Origin of the sequence: Pseudomonas sp. p106 (assembly GCF_003936645.1) — a bacterium.
GTDB lineage: Bacteria > Pseudomonadota > Gammaproteobacteria > Pseudomonadales > Pseudomonadaceae > Aquipseudomonas > Aquipseudomonas putida_E.
The window spans coordinates 112,916-128,192 of the sequence record NZ_RHQR01000018.1; the positions used below are offsets into that span (position 1 = coordinate 112,916).

Sequence of the window (15,277 nt, forward strand, 5' to 3'; positions counted from 1 at the left end):
CCTTGTCAGAGTTGTTGGGTAATCAGGGCCATGGCCCGGTCGATCTGCTGCTCGTCATTGAGCAGGCTGGGGGCCAGGCGGATCACCGGGCCGACATCGCGATACACCGCATCGCACATCACCTTGTTGGCGGTGAGGTGGGCGGCGATGGCATCGGCGTCGCGGTCCTTGATGCGGAAAAACGTGAAACCGGCCGAATAGCGCTCGCTGCGCGGTGTCACCAGCTGCACCTGACGGTGCTCGGCGAGGCGCGCCTTGAGCAGGCTGTTGAGCTGGTGGATGCGCTGTTGCACGTCGGCCTTGCCCAGCGTCAGGTGCAGTTTGAAGGCCTCGTTGGTGGCCCAGCGGTGTTCGAAGGCGTGGTAGCCGCCAGGGGTCATGATGGTGGCGAAGTCTTCATCGCGGGAGAACGTGGCGATGGTCGGGGTGAGGTGCTCCATGCCGGTGGAGGCCGCGCAGATGATGCCCGTACCGCGCGGGCCGAACATCCACTTGTGGGTGCCGGCGATGAAGTAGTCGCAGTTGAAGTCGGCAAAACGCACGTTCTCCACACCGAAGCCGTGCACGCCGTCGACCACATAGAGAATGCGCTCGGCTTCACTGCGGTTGCGGTTGTGCTGGCGTACCAGCGCGCCGATCTCACCCACCGGCAGCTTGACGCCACTGCCGGAGTGCACCCAGGTCATGCCGAGCACGCGGGTGTGCGGCTGGATGGCTTTGTCCAGGGTGCTCAGCACCTGGTCGGTGGAGACTGTCCATGGGTCGTCGAACAGGCGGATCTTGCGGGTCAGGGTGCCCTGGCGCTGGGCGCGGAAGGCCAGCGCCTTGTGGGTGGAGTAATGCTCGTGCTCGGTGACCAGGATTTCCTGGTGGGCGCCGACCTTCAGGCCGCCATAGATCATCGCCAGGCCTTCGGTGGTGCTCCCGGTCAGGGCCACCTGGCGCGGCTTGACCTCAAGGTAGCGCCCGGCCCACTCGCGCACCTCGTCCTCACGCTGCCATTCGTACTGGCTTTCCCAGTCCATCAGGGCGGCGGGGTTGCGGTCCAGCGCGGCACGGTGGCGGTCGATCGCTGCCTGTACCGGGCGCGGGTGGGCGGTCACCAGGAAGTTGGCGAAGTGCGCGACCTGTGGGTCGAGCGGGAACAGCGTGCGCAGGTTGCGCCATTTGTCGGGGCCGGTCAGCGGTGTGCTGGTTGCAGCCAGTGCCTGGGGCAGCAGTGGCAGGCTCGCGGCCATCAGGCCGGCCTGTTTCAGGAAACTACGGCGGTTGCTCATGGTAGGCAGGGCTCGACTCAACGGTTGGCGACAGGCTGGGCAGCGCTCTGGACTTGCTCCCAGGCGCGCAGGAAATTGCCCGCCCAGAGCTTTGCAATGTCCGTTTCGCTGTAGCCGCGGGTCAGCAGTTCGGCGGTGACGTTGCTAATTTCGCTGACGTCCTTCCAGCCCTCCAGGCCGCCACCATCGTTGAAGTCCGAGGCGATGCCGACGTGGTCGATACCCACCTTTTTCACGGTGTAGTCGATGGCGTCGACATACTGTTTCAAGGTTGCTTTGGGTTCGTCTTCAAGGATGGCGTACAGCGAGCTTGCATACTCGCCGAAGCGTGCCTCGGGCCAGATGGCGATCACCGCGTCGCCCGGCATCAGGGCATTGGTCAGGCCTTGCAATGGTTGCAAGTCGAAGCGCGCACGCAGGGCATCGAGTTTGTCTACCACCGGCTGGGTCAACGGCTTTAGGTACTGACCGAAGCCGACCACCTGAATCACACCGCCGCTCTGCTTGATCAGTTGCATCTCCTTGTCGGAGAGGTTGCGCGGGATATCCACCATGGCCCGCGGTGCCGAGTGCGAAGCGACGATTGGCGCGCGCGACAGGCGAGCGACATCTTCGAGTGCCAAGGTGGACATCTGTGACACGTCGATGATCACCCCCAGGTCGTTCAGGCGTTTCACTGCCTGCTCGCCCAGCGGTGACAGGCCGCCGAGGGCGTCGGCGGTGTCGTTGAAGAACGGCAGCGGCCGCGAAGAATCGGCCCAGTCGTTGTTGCCGACGTAGCTGAAGCCGAACATGCGCATGCCACGTGCTGCCCACAGGTCGAGCTGCGACAGGTCGTGGCCCAGCGGGTAGGCATTGAGCATGCTGATGAAGATGGCGAACTTGCCTTCGCCGTTGAGGCGCCGGAAGTCGTCAGGGGTGTAAGCGATACCGACCTGGTTGGGGAAGTCGCGGACCATGCCGGTGATGATCTTGTAGCGCCCTTCCTGTTCTTGCCGGGCGGCATCGACGAAGCCGGGAGTGGGGCGGTGCGGGGCGTTCGGGCCGTTCCAGATTTCCGGCCAGCCGAACACGGTCAGGGCGGCACCAGAGAGGCGGCCGCGGTTGGCCTTGACCAGGTCGAACTGGCCCGGGCCATCCTTGTCCACTTCGTGCCCCTCGCTGCCCATGCTCAATGGCACGGTGATATGGCTGTCGAACGAGAGCATGTGCTCGTGCAGCTCCTCAGCCTGCTGCACGATCTTGAGCGGGTAGCCTGCGTGCAGGTGCCGCCAGTAGAAGTAGCCAGCGGCACTTGCCAGGGCAACGGTCAGGGCCAGGGGCAGGCCGATGTACAGGGCTTTGCGGGAACGGGTCTTGGTCATTGCCATCTCGTTGCGCGGTGATCAGGGCGGCTGCCGGCTCAGGGTTTGCTGCGCGGGCAGGGCTTGGGTATCAGGTGGACGAACAACGGCGGGGCAAATTTATCGTTGGCTGCGTCACAGGCCGTCCGCTCGCGGCGGTAAATTTTGCCTACTGCACAACGTTCTAGCCTTGGACGGGCCGTGCTCCATGGCCGCAATGAATGCTCAGGTAGTGCAATGACGATTTCTCGACGCGGGTTCATCGCCGGTGTGGCATTGACAGGCATGGCGGTGCCCGGTGCGCTGTATGTGCGGCACGTGCAGCGCCAGCAGTTCGACGAGCAGTTTCCTGAAACCCCGGGCGAAGCCGTTGTCGAACTTGCCGATGCGCCCCTGCAGCAGTTGGGCGACACCTTGCGCGGGTGCTGGCGCTGGACAGCGCAGGGCAGGGACGCAGGGCTGCACGTTTTGCCTGATGGGGAGCTGGAGCTGCTGCTGGACGTTGCCCACAGTGGGCGTGGCCTGCGTGGTTATCTGGACACGCCCGAGCGCCTGCGTGGTCCGCAAGAGCCGCGCTATCGCGTGATGGGCGACCTGCTGGGGGACAAGCCAGGGACACTGCGCTGGCGGCTGTTTTCGACGCAGCCGGGCCAGGAGCAGGCGAACTATGAGTGCCAGGTGGTCCTCGACGAAGCCTGGGGCGGGTTCGGCAACGCCGGTCAGGCGACACTCAATGGCCGCATCCTGCCGCTGAACCGCGCATTGACGCTGCCCGAGCAGGACAACCGGTTTCTAGCGCTCAAGCGGCCTTTCCCCGAGGCCCGCGAACGGGCGCCCCTGGCACCGGCCTTGCTGGCGAGGCTGATCGCGCCGGAGCATCGGTTGTTCCATCAGCTCTGGCATGCCTCGCGCGACAAGTGGCACAAGCTGGACGAGGACAAACAGGCAGCGCTGCGCGGCCTGGGCTGGCAGCCAGGGCCGCGGGGCCATGAACGCGATGCGCGGGGCCGGCACAAGGACCGCAACGGTTCGGGCGTGGATTTTTTCTTCATGCACCGGCACATGCTGGGTGCTGCCCGGGCCCTCCAGGACCTACCCTCCTGGCCGCGTTTTCCGCTGCCGCAGCCGGAGCTTGAGCGCGACCGTATCGGCTTCGCCCGCTATTTCGACAACCATGATGGCAATGCCCTACCGCCTACCTGGCTGGCTTCGGACGATGCCGCGTACACCCAATGGGTGCGCGATATAAAGACGCCCGAAACGTTCCATGCCAACTTCCAGGTCTGGGAGTCGAAGTACACTGATCCGCACTACCTGAGCACGCTTACGCTGGGGCAGTTCGGGTCGGAAATGGAGCTGGGTTTGCACGACTGGCTGCACATGCGCTGGGCTTCGGTGCCGCGCGACCCTTCCAGTGGCCTGCCAGTGCCCTTCGCTCGCAAACCGGAGGATTTTGCCGCGCGTTGGTTCCAGGCCGAGAACGACTTCCTCGGCGACCCGTTTTCATCCCATGTAAACCCGGTGTTCTGGCACTTCCACGGCTGGATCGACGACCGTATCGAGGATTGGTTCCGTGCCCATGAGCGGGTCCACCCGGGCCAGGTCAGGCGCCTGGAAGTCAATGGTGTGCCGTGGTTCGCGCCTGGGCGCTGGGTCGAAGTGGCCGACCCGTGGCTGGGGCCAGACACCCACGGTTGCTCGACGGTACCGGGGCTGCGGCCTGGGCGCAGCGTGGAGATGGACCCTGAGACCATGAAGCTGGCGTTGCGCATCATCTTTGGCGACGATGACCTGTTCGCCAAGCTGCGGCCGAAAGTCCCGCAACGCCCCTGGTACGCGCGCAATCTGAAACTGGCTCAGCGCTGAAAAAACTGGCCGCAAGCCGTGCGCGGCCTTTTCAGTGCGGCACCTGCCAGCCACCCCCAAGCGCCTTGTACAGCGCCACGCTGCCCTGCAGGCGGGCCAGGCGCAACTGCGCTTGCTGGTCCTGGGCCAGGTAAAGCGTGCGCTGGGTCTCCAGCACGGTCAGCAGGGTCTCGGCGCCAGCCCCATAGCGCTGTTGTGCCAGGTCGAAAGCCTGGCGTGCCTGCACTACTTCCTCGTCCTGCCACAGCCGTTGACGCTCCACACCCTCAATGGCGTTAAGGGCTTTTTCAACATCGGCAAAGCCGGCCAGGATGCTGCTGCGATAGTTTTCCAGCAGTTCATCCTGCTCGGCTTCGGCCAGCGCGCGTGAGGCGCGCAGCCGGCCGTTGTTGAAGATGGGCGCGACCAGGCCGGCGGTGAGTGTGTAGTAGGAACTGTCGAGCACCTGGGCAAAGGTGTTCGCGCCCGTGCCAAGGTTGGCGCCAAGCGTCAGCTTCGGCAGCATGGCCGCCCTGGCCACCTGCACATTGGCGTTGGCGGCGGCCAGGCGCGCTTCGGCAGCGGCGATGTCGGGGCGGCGAGTCAGCAGCTCGCTGGGAACGCCGCTGCCGATTGCCGGCCACTGCACAGTGGTGATCGGTTGGTGGCTGACCGGCAAGGCCTGTACCGGGTCACCGAGCAAGGTGGCGAGGGTGATGCGGCTGTCTTGCCGCTTTTGCTCGAGCAGCGGCACCTGGCGCTCCTGAGCTGCCACCAGGCTGCGCTGCTGGGCCAGTTCAAGGCGGGTGGCGGACCCTGCACGCTGGCGGGTTTCGACCAGGTTGAGCACCTCACGTGCATTGCGCAGGTTAAGGCGTGCGATGCGCAGCTGTTCTTCCAGGGCGATGCCTTGCAGGTAGCTGTCGGCAACCGCGCTGACCAGCGTCAGCTCCACTGTCTGGCGGTCGAAGCGGCTGGCGTCGAGGCCGTGCAGCGCGCTCGCCCGAGCCGCGCGCAGGCCGCCCCAGAAGTCGAGTTCGTAGCGGGCGGTAAGTTGCAGGCCGAAGGCTGTGTAGGTGGGTTCGCTGCTACTGACGTCCAGCTGGTCAGACCCTTCGCCGTGCAGCAGGCGTTGGCGGCTGCCATCGAGGCCCCCTTGCACCTCTGGCAGCAACGGCGCGCCAGCGATCACGGCGCGGGCCTGGGCCTGGCGTACGCGGGCCGCGGCAGCGGCGAGGTCATGGGCGTTGTGTTGTGCGCGCCTGACCAGTTGGTCCAGCTCGCTGCTGGCGAACGCCTGCCACCAGTGCCCCGATGGCAGTGCGATGGCGGGCGCAGCTGCCTCGCCTTGCCAGTGTTGCGGTGCGCTGATGCCGCTTGAGGGCGCAGGGGGTGTATTGCAGGCGGTTAGGCCCAGGCACAGGGTCAACAGGCTGATGCGGCTTGGCAGTGTCATGGATTATTCGCTGGTAAGGGCTTTGACCGGGTCGAGTCGGGCGGCCTTGCGTGCTGGCATGAAACCGAACACCACGCCGGTGATGGCGGCGCAACCGAAGGCGCCAAGGATGGCGGGCAGGGCGAAGGCGACAGCGACGTCGGCGAGTATCAGCCCGCCGCCGATCAGCAGCGCCAGCACGATGCCGGTCAACCCGCCGACCATCGACAGCATGACCGCCTCGCTGAGGAACTGGCGCAGGATGTCGCGCTGGCGTGCGCCGGTGGCCATGCGGATACCGATTTCACGGGTGCGCTCGCGCACGGTCATGAGCATGATGTTCATCACGCCGATACCGCCGACCAGCAACGAGATCGCAGCGATCGCCCCGAGCATCAGCGACAGGCTGTTTTGTGTGCGTGCCTCGGCCTGGATCAGTGCCGCATCGTTGGTCAGCTCGAAATCGTCCTTGCCTTGATGGCGCTTGCGCATCAGGCGGTGGATCGCTGTTTCCGTCTCGGCGACCCGGGCCGAGTCGGCTGCGGCGATGATCACGTATTCCGGGTCGTGGCTGCCGAACAGGCGCATGGAAGCGGCGGAATAGGGCACCACGATACGCTCATCGCTCTTCTGGTCACCCGAACTTGCGCCCTTGCCGGCGAGCAGGCCGACGACCTGGAATGGCACGTTGCCGATCAGCAGGTACTGGCCCAGCGCGTCGGTGCCGGGTGCCAGCAGTTTGTCGCGGACTTTCTGGCCGATGACCGCCACGGCAGCGCCACTGCGTTCGTCGGCTTCGCTGAAAAAACTGCCCTGCACGACCGGCCAGTTGAGGATGGCGGGGAATTCGACGTTGTTGCCGCCAACGTAGAACCTCTGGTTGTTGTTGCCGTGGCGCACCATCAGGTCGCCGCCGATGACCGGCATGACGCGCCGAACCTGGGGCAGTTCGGCGATGGCGGCGACGTCATCGAGGGTGACGATGCCGCCTGGCTCGCGCAGCGTCGGCGGGCGGCCGTTGAGGTAGAGGATGTTGGAACCGAACGCGGCCATCTGAGCCATGACCTGGCGTTTGCTGCCTTCGCCCACGGCCAGCATGACCACGACCGAAGCCACGCCAATGACGATGCCAAGCAATGTCAGGGCAGTGCGGAACCGGTTGATCCACATGACCCGCCACGCTGCCTGTAAGGCCTCGAGCAGCTCGCCTTTCCATGCGCCACGCAGGGTCGCGCCGCGGTCCAGGCGCTGGCGCAGGTCATCGGCCTGCAGGCCTTGTTGTGCAGCAGCGGGAGGCTGGTCGCAGGCCGAGTCGCTGATCATCAGGCCGTCGCGGATTTCCACCACCCGGCGTGCCCGCGCCGCCACCTCGCGGTCGTGGGTGATCAGGATGATCACATGGCCCTGGCTGGCCAGCTCGTCCAGCAGGGCCATGACCTCGGTACCGCTGTGGCTGTCCAGGGCGCCGGTCGGCTCGTCGGCAAGGATGATATGGCCGCCATTCATCAGCGCGCGGGCAATCGACACGCGTTGCTGCTGGCCGCCGGACAATTGATGCGGGCGGTTGCCGGTGCGGCTGGCCAGGCCAAGGCGCTCAAGCAGGGCGGCTGCGCGGGCGTGGCGCTCGGCGGGCGGGGTGCCGGCGTAGATGGCCGGCATCTCGACGTTTTCCTGGGCTGAGCCTGAAGGGATCAGGTGGTAGCCCTGAAACACGAAACCAAAGGCTTCGCGGCGCAGCCAGGCCAGTTCGTCACTGCCCAGGTGGGCAACGTCCTTGCCGGCGAACAGGTAGTGGCCCGAGGTGGGGCGGTCGAGGCAGCCGAGGATGTTCATCAGCGTCGACTTGCCCGAACCCGACGCACCGACGATGGCGATGAACTCGCCGGGGTGGATGTTCAGGCTGATGCCGCGCAGTACGTCGACCTTGGGGGTGTCGATACCACCGTATGACTTGCGGATGTCGCGCAGTTCTATCAGGGGAACGGCCATTCAACCTCCGCTGGCCAGGGGCGCACCGATGACCAGGCGCTCGCCTTCGCTGAGGCCATCGAGCACTTGCGCCCGCAGCCGGTCGCTGAGGCCGATGCGCACTGTGCGTTGTTCGACCTTGCCATCCTGGCCCAGTACCTGGGCCATGCGCAGGTCATCGGCCTCGCTGTCATCCAGTGCCGCCAGCGGCGCGGTGAGTACCTGGCTGGCCTGGCCGGCGACGAAGAACACCTGGGTGGTCATGTCGGCCATCAACGCCCCATCGGTGTTATCGACGTCGAGCAGCACGGTGTACTGCACCACCTGGCTGCCTGTAGTACCGGCGATCGCGCTGGCAGGGCCGCCGCCGCCCTGGCTGGTGTGCGCCAGCGGCTTGGGCGGGATTGGCAGGATCTGCCGCACGGTGCTGTTCCAGCGGCGTTTGCCGCCGGCCAGGGTGGTGAAATAGGCGGTCATTCCTGGTTTGACTTTGCCGATGTCGGCTTCGGACACCTGGGCCCACACGGTCATCGGCGAGAGCTTGGCGATCCGCAGAATCAGAGGCGTCTGCTGCTGGGCGTTGAGGGTCTGGCCTTCACGGGCATCCACCGCCACCACGGTGCCGTCCATCGGCGCATAGATGCGTGTATAGCCAAGCTCCGCCTCGTCGCTGCGCAGGTTGGCCTGGGCCTGACGGATCTGCGCCTGGATCATGTCGATGCGGGCCTGGGTGACCTTGAGCTGGGCGTCGGCCGCCTGCAGGTCTTCCTCGCGTGTGGCGCCCGCGCCAGCCAGTTCGTGCTGGCGCCGGTACTGCTGCGTGGCCAGCAGGTACTGGGCGCGCTGCTCGGCCAGTTGCGCCTTGAGGTTGTCGATCGAGAACCGCCCGGCGTCCAGCCTGGCCTGCTGGGTAGAAGGGTCGATCTCCACCAGCAACTGCCCCGTGTGCACCTGATCGCCAGCCTCCACGTGCAGCTTGCGGATCTGCCCGGAGGCCTGCGCGCCTACATCCACATACCGTCGTGGCTGCAGGGTACCCAGGGCGGTGACGCTGCTTTCGATGTCCGCGCGGACGACCGCGACGGTACTCACGGGCACGGCACCCAGAGGGAGCGCCTTCCAGGCCAGCAGGCTGCCAAGGGCCAGCAGGCCGAAGCTGCCAGCCAGCAGGTGGCGGCGAATGTTGGGTATGCGTCTCATGCGTACTTCCAGCCAAAGGGTGGCCACACGCAGCCAGGTCAAGGTGCGCACGGAGGTGCCAGTTAAACGAAGGCGCGCGGGGCGGATTTAGATGGGCTGGCGCTGGAGGAGGAGAGTTGCTGAGAATCATTATAATTTGTAAGATCCCACGCTGATATCACATGACCCTGTCCGAGCCTGTCAGGACGTACCCCAGGTGCCGTCGTGGAACATTACTATCGCGAATTGGTGAGCTTCCTCTCCGCGCGCCTGGGCAGCCGCCAGGCGGCTGAGGATGTGGCTCACGATGCCTATCTGCGGGTGCTCGAACGCACCGGTACGCAGCAGATCGAGCACCCGCGCGCGTTCCTTTACCGCACGGCCCTGAACCTTGTGATCGACCGTCATCGCCGCCACCTGCTGCGCCAGTCCGAACCGCTGGAGGTGCTGGACCTGGACGAGCGCTGGCACACCCCGGCCCCCCCCCAGAACATGCAGTTGGACCAGCGCCTGGCGCTGATGCAAAAAGCACTCGATGAATTGAGCCAGCCCTGCCGTGACAGCTTCCTGTTGCGCAAACTCGAAGGCCTGTCGCATCAGCAGATCGCCGAGCACCTGGGCATCTCGCGCAGCCTGGTGGAAAAGCACATCGTCAACGCCATGAAGCACTGCCGCGTGCGCATGCGCCAGTGGGAATCCTGAAAACCGGTGGTGTGCCGGTGAAAATTCTGTGTGCTGGCAACTTGATTTCTAACTGTTTCAAGACAACTATCTAGATTGACCCCGCCAGGCGCCGCCCTGGTGGTTGCCTGTTACTGGCGCAGTTTGGTCAGGGAGTGTGTCCCTATTCACCTGACTGCCCAGGTCCGACAATGACCAACAAGACCCTGCGCATCCTGATCGCCGACGAGCATCCGTCCCAGCGCTTGCAGCTGGAGAGGCTGCTCAATGGCCTGGGCTATTACCGGATTGCCCCGGTGGACTCCTTCGACGAGCTGCAGCGCCTGGTGCACTGCGCGCTGCAGCCGTTCAACCTGCTGGTGGGCAATATCGAACTGGCCAGCCATGCAGGTGTCGACCTGGCGCGCTTTTGCCGGGTGAGCACGCAGATTCAGCATGCCTTGCTGTATCACTCGCGGCATCTGAAGGTCCCGAGCGTGCCGCAGACCGAGCGCCAGGCGGTGAATGTGAGCCTGCCGCAGGTGCCGGACAACGAGGCCCTTGAGTCCTTCATGGCGCTCATCGATGGGCCAGTGGTGGTCGGCAAGCTGGCCTTGCCGTCCGGCCTTTCCAGCAGTGGCCCGCCGGCCTACCCGCGCAGGAACTTCGCCCACACGGTCTTCAGCCGATAGCCGCAGCGGACGGGGCAAGGGGGCAGCTATTTGCTATCCTCTTGCCCTTTGCCGATTTGCGGACCTGTGCCATGACTGCCATCGATACCGCTCGCCCGCCCCGGTTCAGCCGTGGCGACCACCGGACCCTGGGCCTGGCGGCGCTGGGCGGCGCGCTGGAAATCTATGATTTCATCATCTTCGTGTTCTTCGCCCTGACCCTCAGCCAGCTGTTCTTCCCGCCCGAAATGCCTGAGTGGCTGCGCCTGCTGCAAAGCTTCGGGATTTTCGTCACCGGCTACCTGGCGCGGCCGCTGGGTGGCATCGTCATGGCGCACTTCGCCGATCACCTGGGCCGCAAGCGGGTATTCAGCCTGAGCATCCTGATGATGGCGCTGCCGTGCCTGCTGATCGGGGTGATGCCGACCTATGCCGAGATTGGTTACGCGGCGCCGCTGATCTTGCTGGCGTTGCGCATTCTGCAGGGCGCTGCGGTCGGTGGTGAGGTGCCCAGTGCCTGGACATTCGTTGCCGAACACGCACCGCAAGGGCGGCGGGGTTACGCCCTGGGCTTCCTGCAGGCCGGGTTGACCTTTGGCTATTTGCTGGGGGCACTGACCGCGACACTGTTGGCCCAGGTGTTTACCGCCCAGGAAATCCTCGATTACGCCTGGCGTTACCCGTTCCTGCTTGGCGGGGTATTTGGTGTTGTCGGCGTGTGGTTGCGCCGTTGGCTGAGTGAAACACCGGTGTTTCTGGCCTTGCGCGAGCGCAAGGAGCAGCCGGTGAAGTTCCCGCTGCGACGGGTGCTGGGCGAGCATCGTGGGGCGTTGATCCCGGCTGCGCTGCTGACCTGCGTGTTGACGTCGGCGGTGGTGGTGCTGGTGGTGATCACGCCGACGGTAATGCAGCAGCGCTTCGGCATGACCGCCGCGCACACGTTCGCCCTGAGCAGCGTAGGCATCGTTTTTCTCAATATCGGTTGTGTGCTGGCCGGGCTGCTGGTCGATCGACTGGGCGCCTGGCGGGCGCTGATGATCTACAGCGTGCTGCTGCCGCTGGGTATCGGTGCCTTGTATACGAGCCTCGTGGGCCAGTGGGGCATGACGTGGCTGGCTTACGCGTTGGCTGGGCTTTGCTGTGGTGTGGTGGGTGTGGTGCCGTCGGTAATGGTCGGGCTGTTCCCGGCCCAGATCCGGGTGTCGGGCATTTCCTTTACCTACAACGTGGCCTACGCCTTGTGGGCCAGTACCACGCCGTTGGCGTTGATAGCGTTGATGCCGTGGAGCCCGTGGGTGTGCGTTGGCTTTTGCCTGCTCATGGGCGCGGTGGGGCTGCTCACGGCCCTCTACTTTGGCCGCCGGGAACCTTTGGCATTTGCGGCCGAGCCAATGCCGCTCATGTGCGGTGACAAATGAACGGGTAACGCCTGGCGGGCAGTGAGGCAGACTTCCGGGTGGGGGCTATTGGAATAACCTATTAGCCAAATTTAACCTGGAAGGTTAATTTCTCATGGAAAAGAGAACGCCTCATTGTTCGCTGGAGCGGATCAGGGCCTTGGTCAGCGCTGGGCGCATCAGCCCGACAACCGCCTCTTTGCGGACAGGCACTCGGGATGGATTACCCGGACATGCTCGAGATAATCAACGGTCTGGAGCGCAGAGACTTTCACAAAAGCATGACATGTCACGGTGATTACCGCGTATGGCAGGACGTTTATCGCCCCCTTACGGGCAAGGGATACGTGTACCTGAAACTGTCTGTGGTGGATGACGTGCTCATCGTGTCTTTCAAGGAGTTGTAATCATGAAGTGTCCAGTTTGTGGGGGGGCGGAGCTTGCACCTGATACCCGGGACATGCCCTATCGATACAAAGGTGAAGCGACCGTTATCCCAAATGTCAGTGGCGGATACTGTACAGCCTGTGGGGAGGCGGTTCTCAGCCATGATGAAGCGATGCGCATCAGTACTTTGATGTCCGCATTCAATCGCCAAGTCAATGCCGCGGCAGTGGACCCCGACTTCATTGTCGCTGTGCGCAAGAAATTCGACCTCGACCAGCGTGAAGCCGGCGAAATCTTTGGCGGTGGGGTCAATGCGTTCTCTCGCTACGAAAATGGGAAAACCAGGCCGCCGGTTGCTCTGGTCAAACTGTTCAAGCTGCTCGACCGTCATCCGGAGTTGTTCGAGGAAGTCCGTACGGCCTGAGGCAGCCCTGAACGAGAAAGCCCCCGGGCCGTGAGGCCAGGGGGCTTTTTCTTGCTGCAAGGGCCGGGCTTACATGTTCGGGTAGTTCGGCCCGCCAGCGCCTTCAGGGGTAACCCAGGTGATGTTCTGGGCCGGGTCCTTGATGTCGCAGGTCTTGCAGTGCACGCAGTTCTGCGCGTTGATCTGGAAGCGCTTGCTGCCGTCCTCCTGGCTGACCACTTCGTACACGCCCGCCGGGCAGTAGCGCTGGGCTGGCTCGTCGTACAGCGGCAGGTTGCTGGCGATCGGGATGCTCGGGTCGGTCAGCTTCAGGTGGCAGGGTTGTTCCTCTTCGTGGTTGGTGCTGGAGAGGAACACCGAGCTGAGCTTGTCGAAGCTGAGCTTGCCGTCTGGTTTGGGGTAGTCGATCTTTTTCGAGTCGGCCGCAAGCTTGAGGCAGGCGTAGTCCGGCTTGGTGTCGTGCAGGGTGAACGGCAGCTTGCCACCGAACCAGTTCTGGTCGATGTAGTTGAACGCACCACCGAGGATCGGGCCGAACTTGTGCAGCGCCGGGCCGAAGTTGCGGCTGGCGAACAGTTCTTCATGCAGCCAGCTGGCTTTGAAGGCGTCGACATAGGTAGTGAGCGCATCGCCGCCTTCGCTGCCAGCGATCAGCGCATCGGCCACCGCTTCGGCCGCGAGCATGCCGGACTTCATGGCGGTGTGGCTGCCTTTAATCTTGGCGAAGTTCAGGGTGCCCAGGTCGCAACCGATCAGGGCGCCACCGTTGAACACCATCTTGGGCAGCGAGTTCAGGCCGCCCTTGCAGATGGCGCGGGCGCCGTAGCTGATGCGTTTGCCGCCTTCGAGGTACTGCTTCATCACGGGGTGATGCTTGAGGCGCTGGAATTCGTCGAAAGGCGACAGGTAAGCATTGCTGTAGGACAGGTCGACGATCAGGCCGACCACCACCTGGTTGTTTTCCAGGTGGTAAAGGAACGAGCCGCCGGTGTTCTCAGCACTCATCACGTCCAGCGGCCAGCCGGCGGTGTGTACCACCAGGCCTTGTTCGTGCTTGGCCGGGTCGATTTCCCAGATTTCCTTCAGGCCGATGCCGTAGTGCTGGACGTCGGACTCGCTGTCGAGGTTGAAGCGCTTGATCAGTTGCTTGCCGATATGGCCGCGGCAACCTTCGGCGAACAGGGTGTACTTGGCGCGCAGTTCCATGCCCGGGGTGTACAGGCCGTCTTTCGGGTTACCCTCGCGGTCGACACCGAGGTCACCGGTGACGATACCGCGGACCACGCCGTTTTCATCGAACAGCGCTTCCTGGGCGGCGAAGCCCGGGTAGATTTCCACGCCCAGGTTCTCGGCCTGCTGGGCCAGCCAGCGGCACAGGTTGCCCAGCGAGATGATGTAGTTGCCCTGGTTGTGCATGGTCTTGGGCACGAACAGGTCAGGGACCTTGGTCGAGTTGCCGGCGTCCTTGAGCACGTAGATGTCGTCGCGCTTGACCTCGGTGTTGAGCGGTGCGCCGAGTGCTTTCCAGTCGGGGAACAGCTCGTTCAGGGCGCGGGGCTCGAACACTGCACCGGAGAGGATGTGGGCGCCGACTTCGGAGCCTTTCTCGACCACGCAGACGCTGATCTCGCTACCGGCTTCGGCGGCCTTCTGCTTCAGGCGGCAGGCGGCTGACAGGCCTGCCGGGCCAGCGCCGACGATGACCACGTCGAATTCCATGTATTCGCGTTCCACTGGTTCTCTCCTACTCATCAAGGCTCGTGCTGTTGCTTTGTCTTATGGGTGTGGCGTGATCATGCGCGCCGCGCTTCACGGGAGCGGAGCTGTAGCGGCACAGAGGATGGACTACACCGTTTTGTCCTGGCCGCGCATTATATCTACACCACTTGGCGGGTCCAATACAAACGTTTGTTTGAATTTGCCGCAGGCCAGTAAAATCAAAGGAACGCGGCTGGAGGGTGACCGATTTGCCGTATTGACCGGATTGGGTGTTGCGGTCAAGATACGAGCGGTTTTACGTTCGCCGTAGGCTTATCGCCGGGCGCAGGTACACCTCTAAAGACCAGGTGTGGGGTAAGGCTTTCGGGCCAGAACACGGTTTGTAGTGGAGTTTACACGCCACCACAGGAAATGACCCGCGGGTATTTGCCGCAAGAGTCTCAACAGGACTGATCGGTCACCGTGAAGATTGCACCTCGCTCATCGTTTTCAGAGGTGCCCTTGTACCCACGCGCATCGCAGGGCTTAGCCCCAGGCGACTATCTATTCACCGGAGAGTAACGAGGAATCCATGAAGGTTCTTGTAGCTGTCAAACGAGTGGTCGACTACAACGTCAAGGTTCGCGTCAAAGCGGACAACTCCGGCGTCGACCTTGCAAACGTCAAGATGTCCATGAACCCCTTCTGCGAAATCGCCGTGGAAGAAGCCGTGCGCCTGAAAGAGAAGGGCGTGGCAAGCGAGATCGTCGTCGTCTCCGTCGGCCCGACCACTGCTCAGGAGCAGTTGCGTACTGCCCTGGCCCTGGGCGCCGATCGTGCCATCCTGGTCGAAGCTGCTGACGAACTGAACTCCCTGGCCGTGGCCAAGGCGCTCAAAGCCGTTGTCGATAAAGAACAGCCGCAGCTGGTGATCCTCGGCAAGCAGGCCATCGACAGCGACAACAACCAGACCGGCCAGATGCTGGCGGCGCT

Annotated in this window: 11 protein-coding genes and 2 pseudogenes; 7 read left to right on the forward strand and 6 right to left on the reverse strand. The window is 63.9% G+C overall.

What is annotated here, in order from left to right; genetic code table 11:
- Positions 1–5 precede the first annotated feature (5 nt).
- The gene (locus EGJ09_RS20670) at positions 6–1,277 is read right to left on the reverse strand and encodes an aminotransferase class V-fold PLP-dependent enzyme (protein WP_125924672.1); all 1,272 of its coding nucleotides are present in this window, start codon (positions 1,275–1,277) and stop codon (positions 6–8) included.
- Between the two features lie 17 nt (positions 1,278–1,294).
- Positions 1,295–2,641 (reverse strand): pyoverdine-tailoring dipeptidase-like protein PvdM, encoded by a 1,347-nt coding sequence (gene pvdM, locus EGJ09_RS20675; protein WP_125924673.1) that lies wholly within the window; start codon positions 2,639–2,641, stop codon positions 1,295–1,297.
- Between the two features lie 216 nt (positions 2,642–2,857).
- Here pvdM and EGJ09_RS20680 point away from each other — a divergent pair, with 216 nt between their 5' ends.
- Positions 2,858–4,486 carry a PvdJ/PvdD/PvdP-like protein gene (locus tag EGJ09_RS20680; protein ID WP_125924674.1) on the forward strand — a complete coding sequence of 543 codons (1,629 nt, stop codon included), beginning with the start codon at positions 2,858–2,860 and terminating at the stop codon, positions 4,484–4,486.
- Positions 4,487–4,517: 31 nt separating this feature from the next.
- Here the strand turns inward: EGJ09_RS20680 and EGJ09_RS20685 are convergent, their stop codons facing one another.
- From EGJ09_RS20685 to EGJ09_RS20695, 3 genes are read right to left on the reverse strand one after another with little or no spacing between them, the layout of a single operon-like run.
- Positions 4,518–5,921 (reverse strand): efflux transporter outer membrane subunit, encoded by a 1,404-nt coding sequence (locus tag EGJ09_RS20685; RefSeq protein WP_125924675.1) that lies wholly within the window; start codon positions 5,919–5,921, stop codon positions 4,518–4,520.
- A 3-nt stretch (positions 5,922–5,924) separates the two neighbouring features.
- Complete coding sequence (locus EGJ09_RS20690; protein ID WP_125924676.1) at positions 5,925–7,889, reverse strand: MacB family efflux pump subunit; 1,965 nt, start codon at positions 7,887–7,889, stop codon at positions 5,925–5,927.
- Positions 7,890–9,068: an efflux RND transporter periplasmic adaptor subunit gene (locus tag EGJ09_RS20695; protein WP_125924677.1), complete on the reverse strand. Its 1,179-nt coding sequence runs from the start codon at positions 9,066–9,068 to the stop codon at positions 7,890–7,892. It abuts the gene before it with no gap.
- Positions 9,069–9,272: 204 nt separating this feature from the next.
- Here EGJ09_RS20695 and EGJ09_RS20700 point away from each other — a divergent pair, with 204 nt between their 5' ends.
- From EGJ09_RS20700 to EGJ09_RS20720, 5 genes and pseudogenes are all read left to right on the forward strand, one after another.
- On the forward strand, positions 9,273–9,749 hold the full coding sequence (locus tag EGJ09_RS20700) for a sigma-70 family RNA polymerase sigma factor (RefSeq protein WP_125924678.1): 477 nt from the start codon (positions 9,273–9,275) through the stop codon (positions 9,747–9,749).
- Positions 9,750–9,919: 170 nt separating this feature from the next.
- Positions 9,920–10,399 carry a response regulator gene (locus EGJ09_RS20705; RefSeq protein ID WP_046785259.1) on the forward strand — a complete coding sequence of 160 codons (480 nt, stop codon included), beginning with the start codon at positions 9,920–9,922 and terminating at the stop codon, positions 10,397–10,399.
- Positions 10,400–10,470: 71 nt separating this feature from the next.
- Positions 10,471–11,796, forward strand: a complete 1,326-nt coding sequence (locus EGJ09_RS20710) for an MFS transporter (protein WP_125924679.1) — start codon at positions 10,471–10,473, stop codon at positions 11,794–11,796.
- Positions 11,797–11,890: 94 nt separating this feature from the next.
- Positions 11,891–12,182 (forward strand): annotated as a pseudogene (locus EGJ09_RS20715) (type II toxin-antitoxin system MqsR family toxin).
- A 2-nt stretch (positions 12,183–12,184) separates the two neighbouring features.
- Complete coding sequence (locus EGJ09_RS20720; protein WP_012315362.1) at positions 12,185–12,586, forward strand: type II toxin-antitoxin system MqsA family antitoxin; 402 nt, start codon at positions 12,185–12,187, stop codon at positions 12,584–12,586.
- A 69-nt stretch (positions 12,587–12,655) separates the two neighbouring features.
- On the opposite strand, the gene EGJ09_RS20725 is transcribed toward EGJ09_RS20720, so the two are convergent.
- Positions 12,656–14,338: an electron transfer flavoprotein-ubiquinone oxidoreductase gene (locus tag EGJ09_RS20725; RefSeq protein WP_080516487.1), complete on the reverse strand. Its 1,683-nt coding sequence runs from the start codon at positions 14,336–14,338 to the stop codon at positions 12,656–12,658.
- A gap of 538 nt (positions 14,339–14,876) precedes the next feature.
- On the opposite strand from EGJ09_RS20725, the pseudogene EGJ09_RS20730 reads away from it, so the two are divergent.
- Positions 14,877–15,277, forward strand: a pseudogene (locus tag EGJ09_RS20730) (electron transfer flavoprotein subunit beta/FixA family protein); the annotation flags it as partial.

Coding starts and splice junctions, on each gene's coding strand:
- EGJ09_RS20670 (WP_125924672.1), bottom strand. CDS start 1,277: ATGAGCAACCGCCGTAGTTTCCTGAAACAGGCCGGCCTGATGGCCGCG.
- pvdM (WP_125924673.1), bottom strand. CDS start 2,641: ATGACCAAGACCCGTTCCCGCAAAGCCCTGTACATCGGCCTGCCCCTG.
- EGJ09_RS20680 (WP_125924674.1), top strand. CDS start 2,858: ATGACGATTTCTCGACGCGGGTTCATCGCCGGTGTGGCATTGACAGGC.
- EGJ09_RS20685 (WP_125924675.1), bottom strand. CDS start 5,921: ATGACACTGCCAAGCCGCATCAGCCTGTTGACCCTGTGCCTGGGCCTA.
- EGJ09_RS20690 (WP_125924676.1), bottom strand. CDS start 7,889: ATGGCCGTTCCCCTGATAGAACTGCGCGACATCCGCAAGTCATACGGT.
- EGJ09_RS20695 (WP_125924677.1), bottom strand. CDS start 9,068: ATGAGACGCATACCCAACATTCGCCGCCACCTGCTGGCTGGCAGCTTC.
- EGJ09_RS20705 (WP_046785259.1), top strand. CDS start 9,920: ATGACCAACAAGACCCTGCGCATCCTGATCGCCGACGAGCATCCGTCC.
- EGJ09_RS20710 (WP_125924679.1), top strand. CDS start 10,471: ATGACTGCCATCGATACCGCTCGCCCGCCCCGGTTCAGCCGTGGCGAC.
- EGJ09_RS20720 (WP_012315362.1), top strand. CDS start 12,185: ATGAAGTGTCCAGTTTGTGGGGGGGCGGAGCTTGCACCTGATACCCGG.
- EGJ09_RS20725 (WP_080516487.1), bottom strand. CDS start 14,338: ATGAGTAGGAGAGAACCAGTGGAACGCGAATACATGGAATTCGACGTG.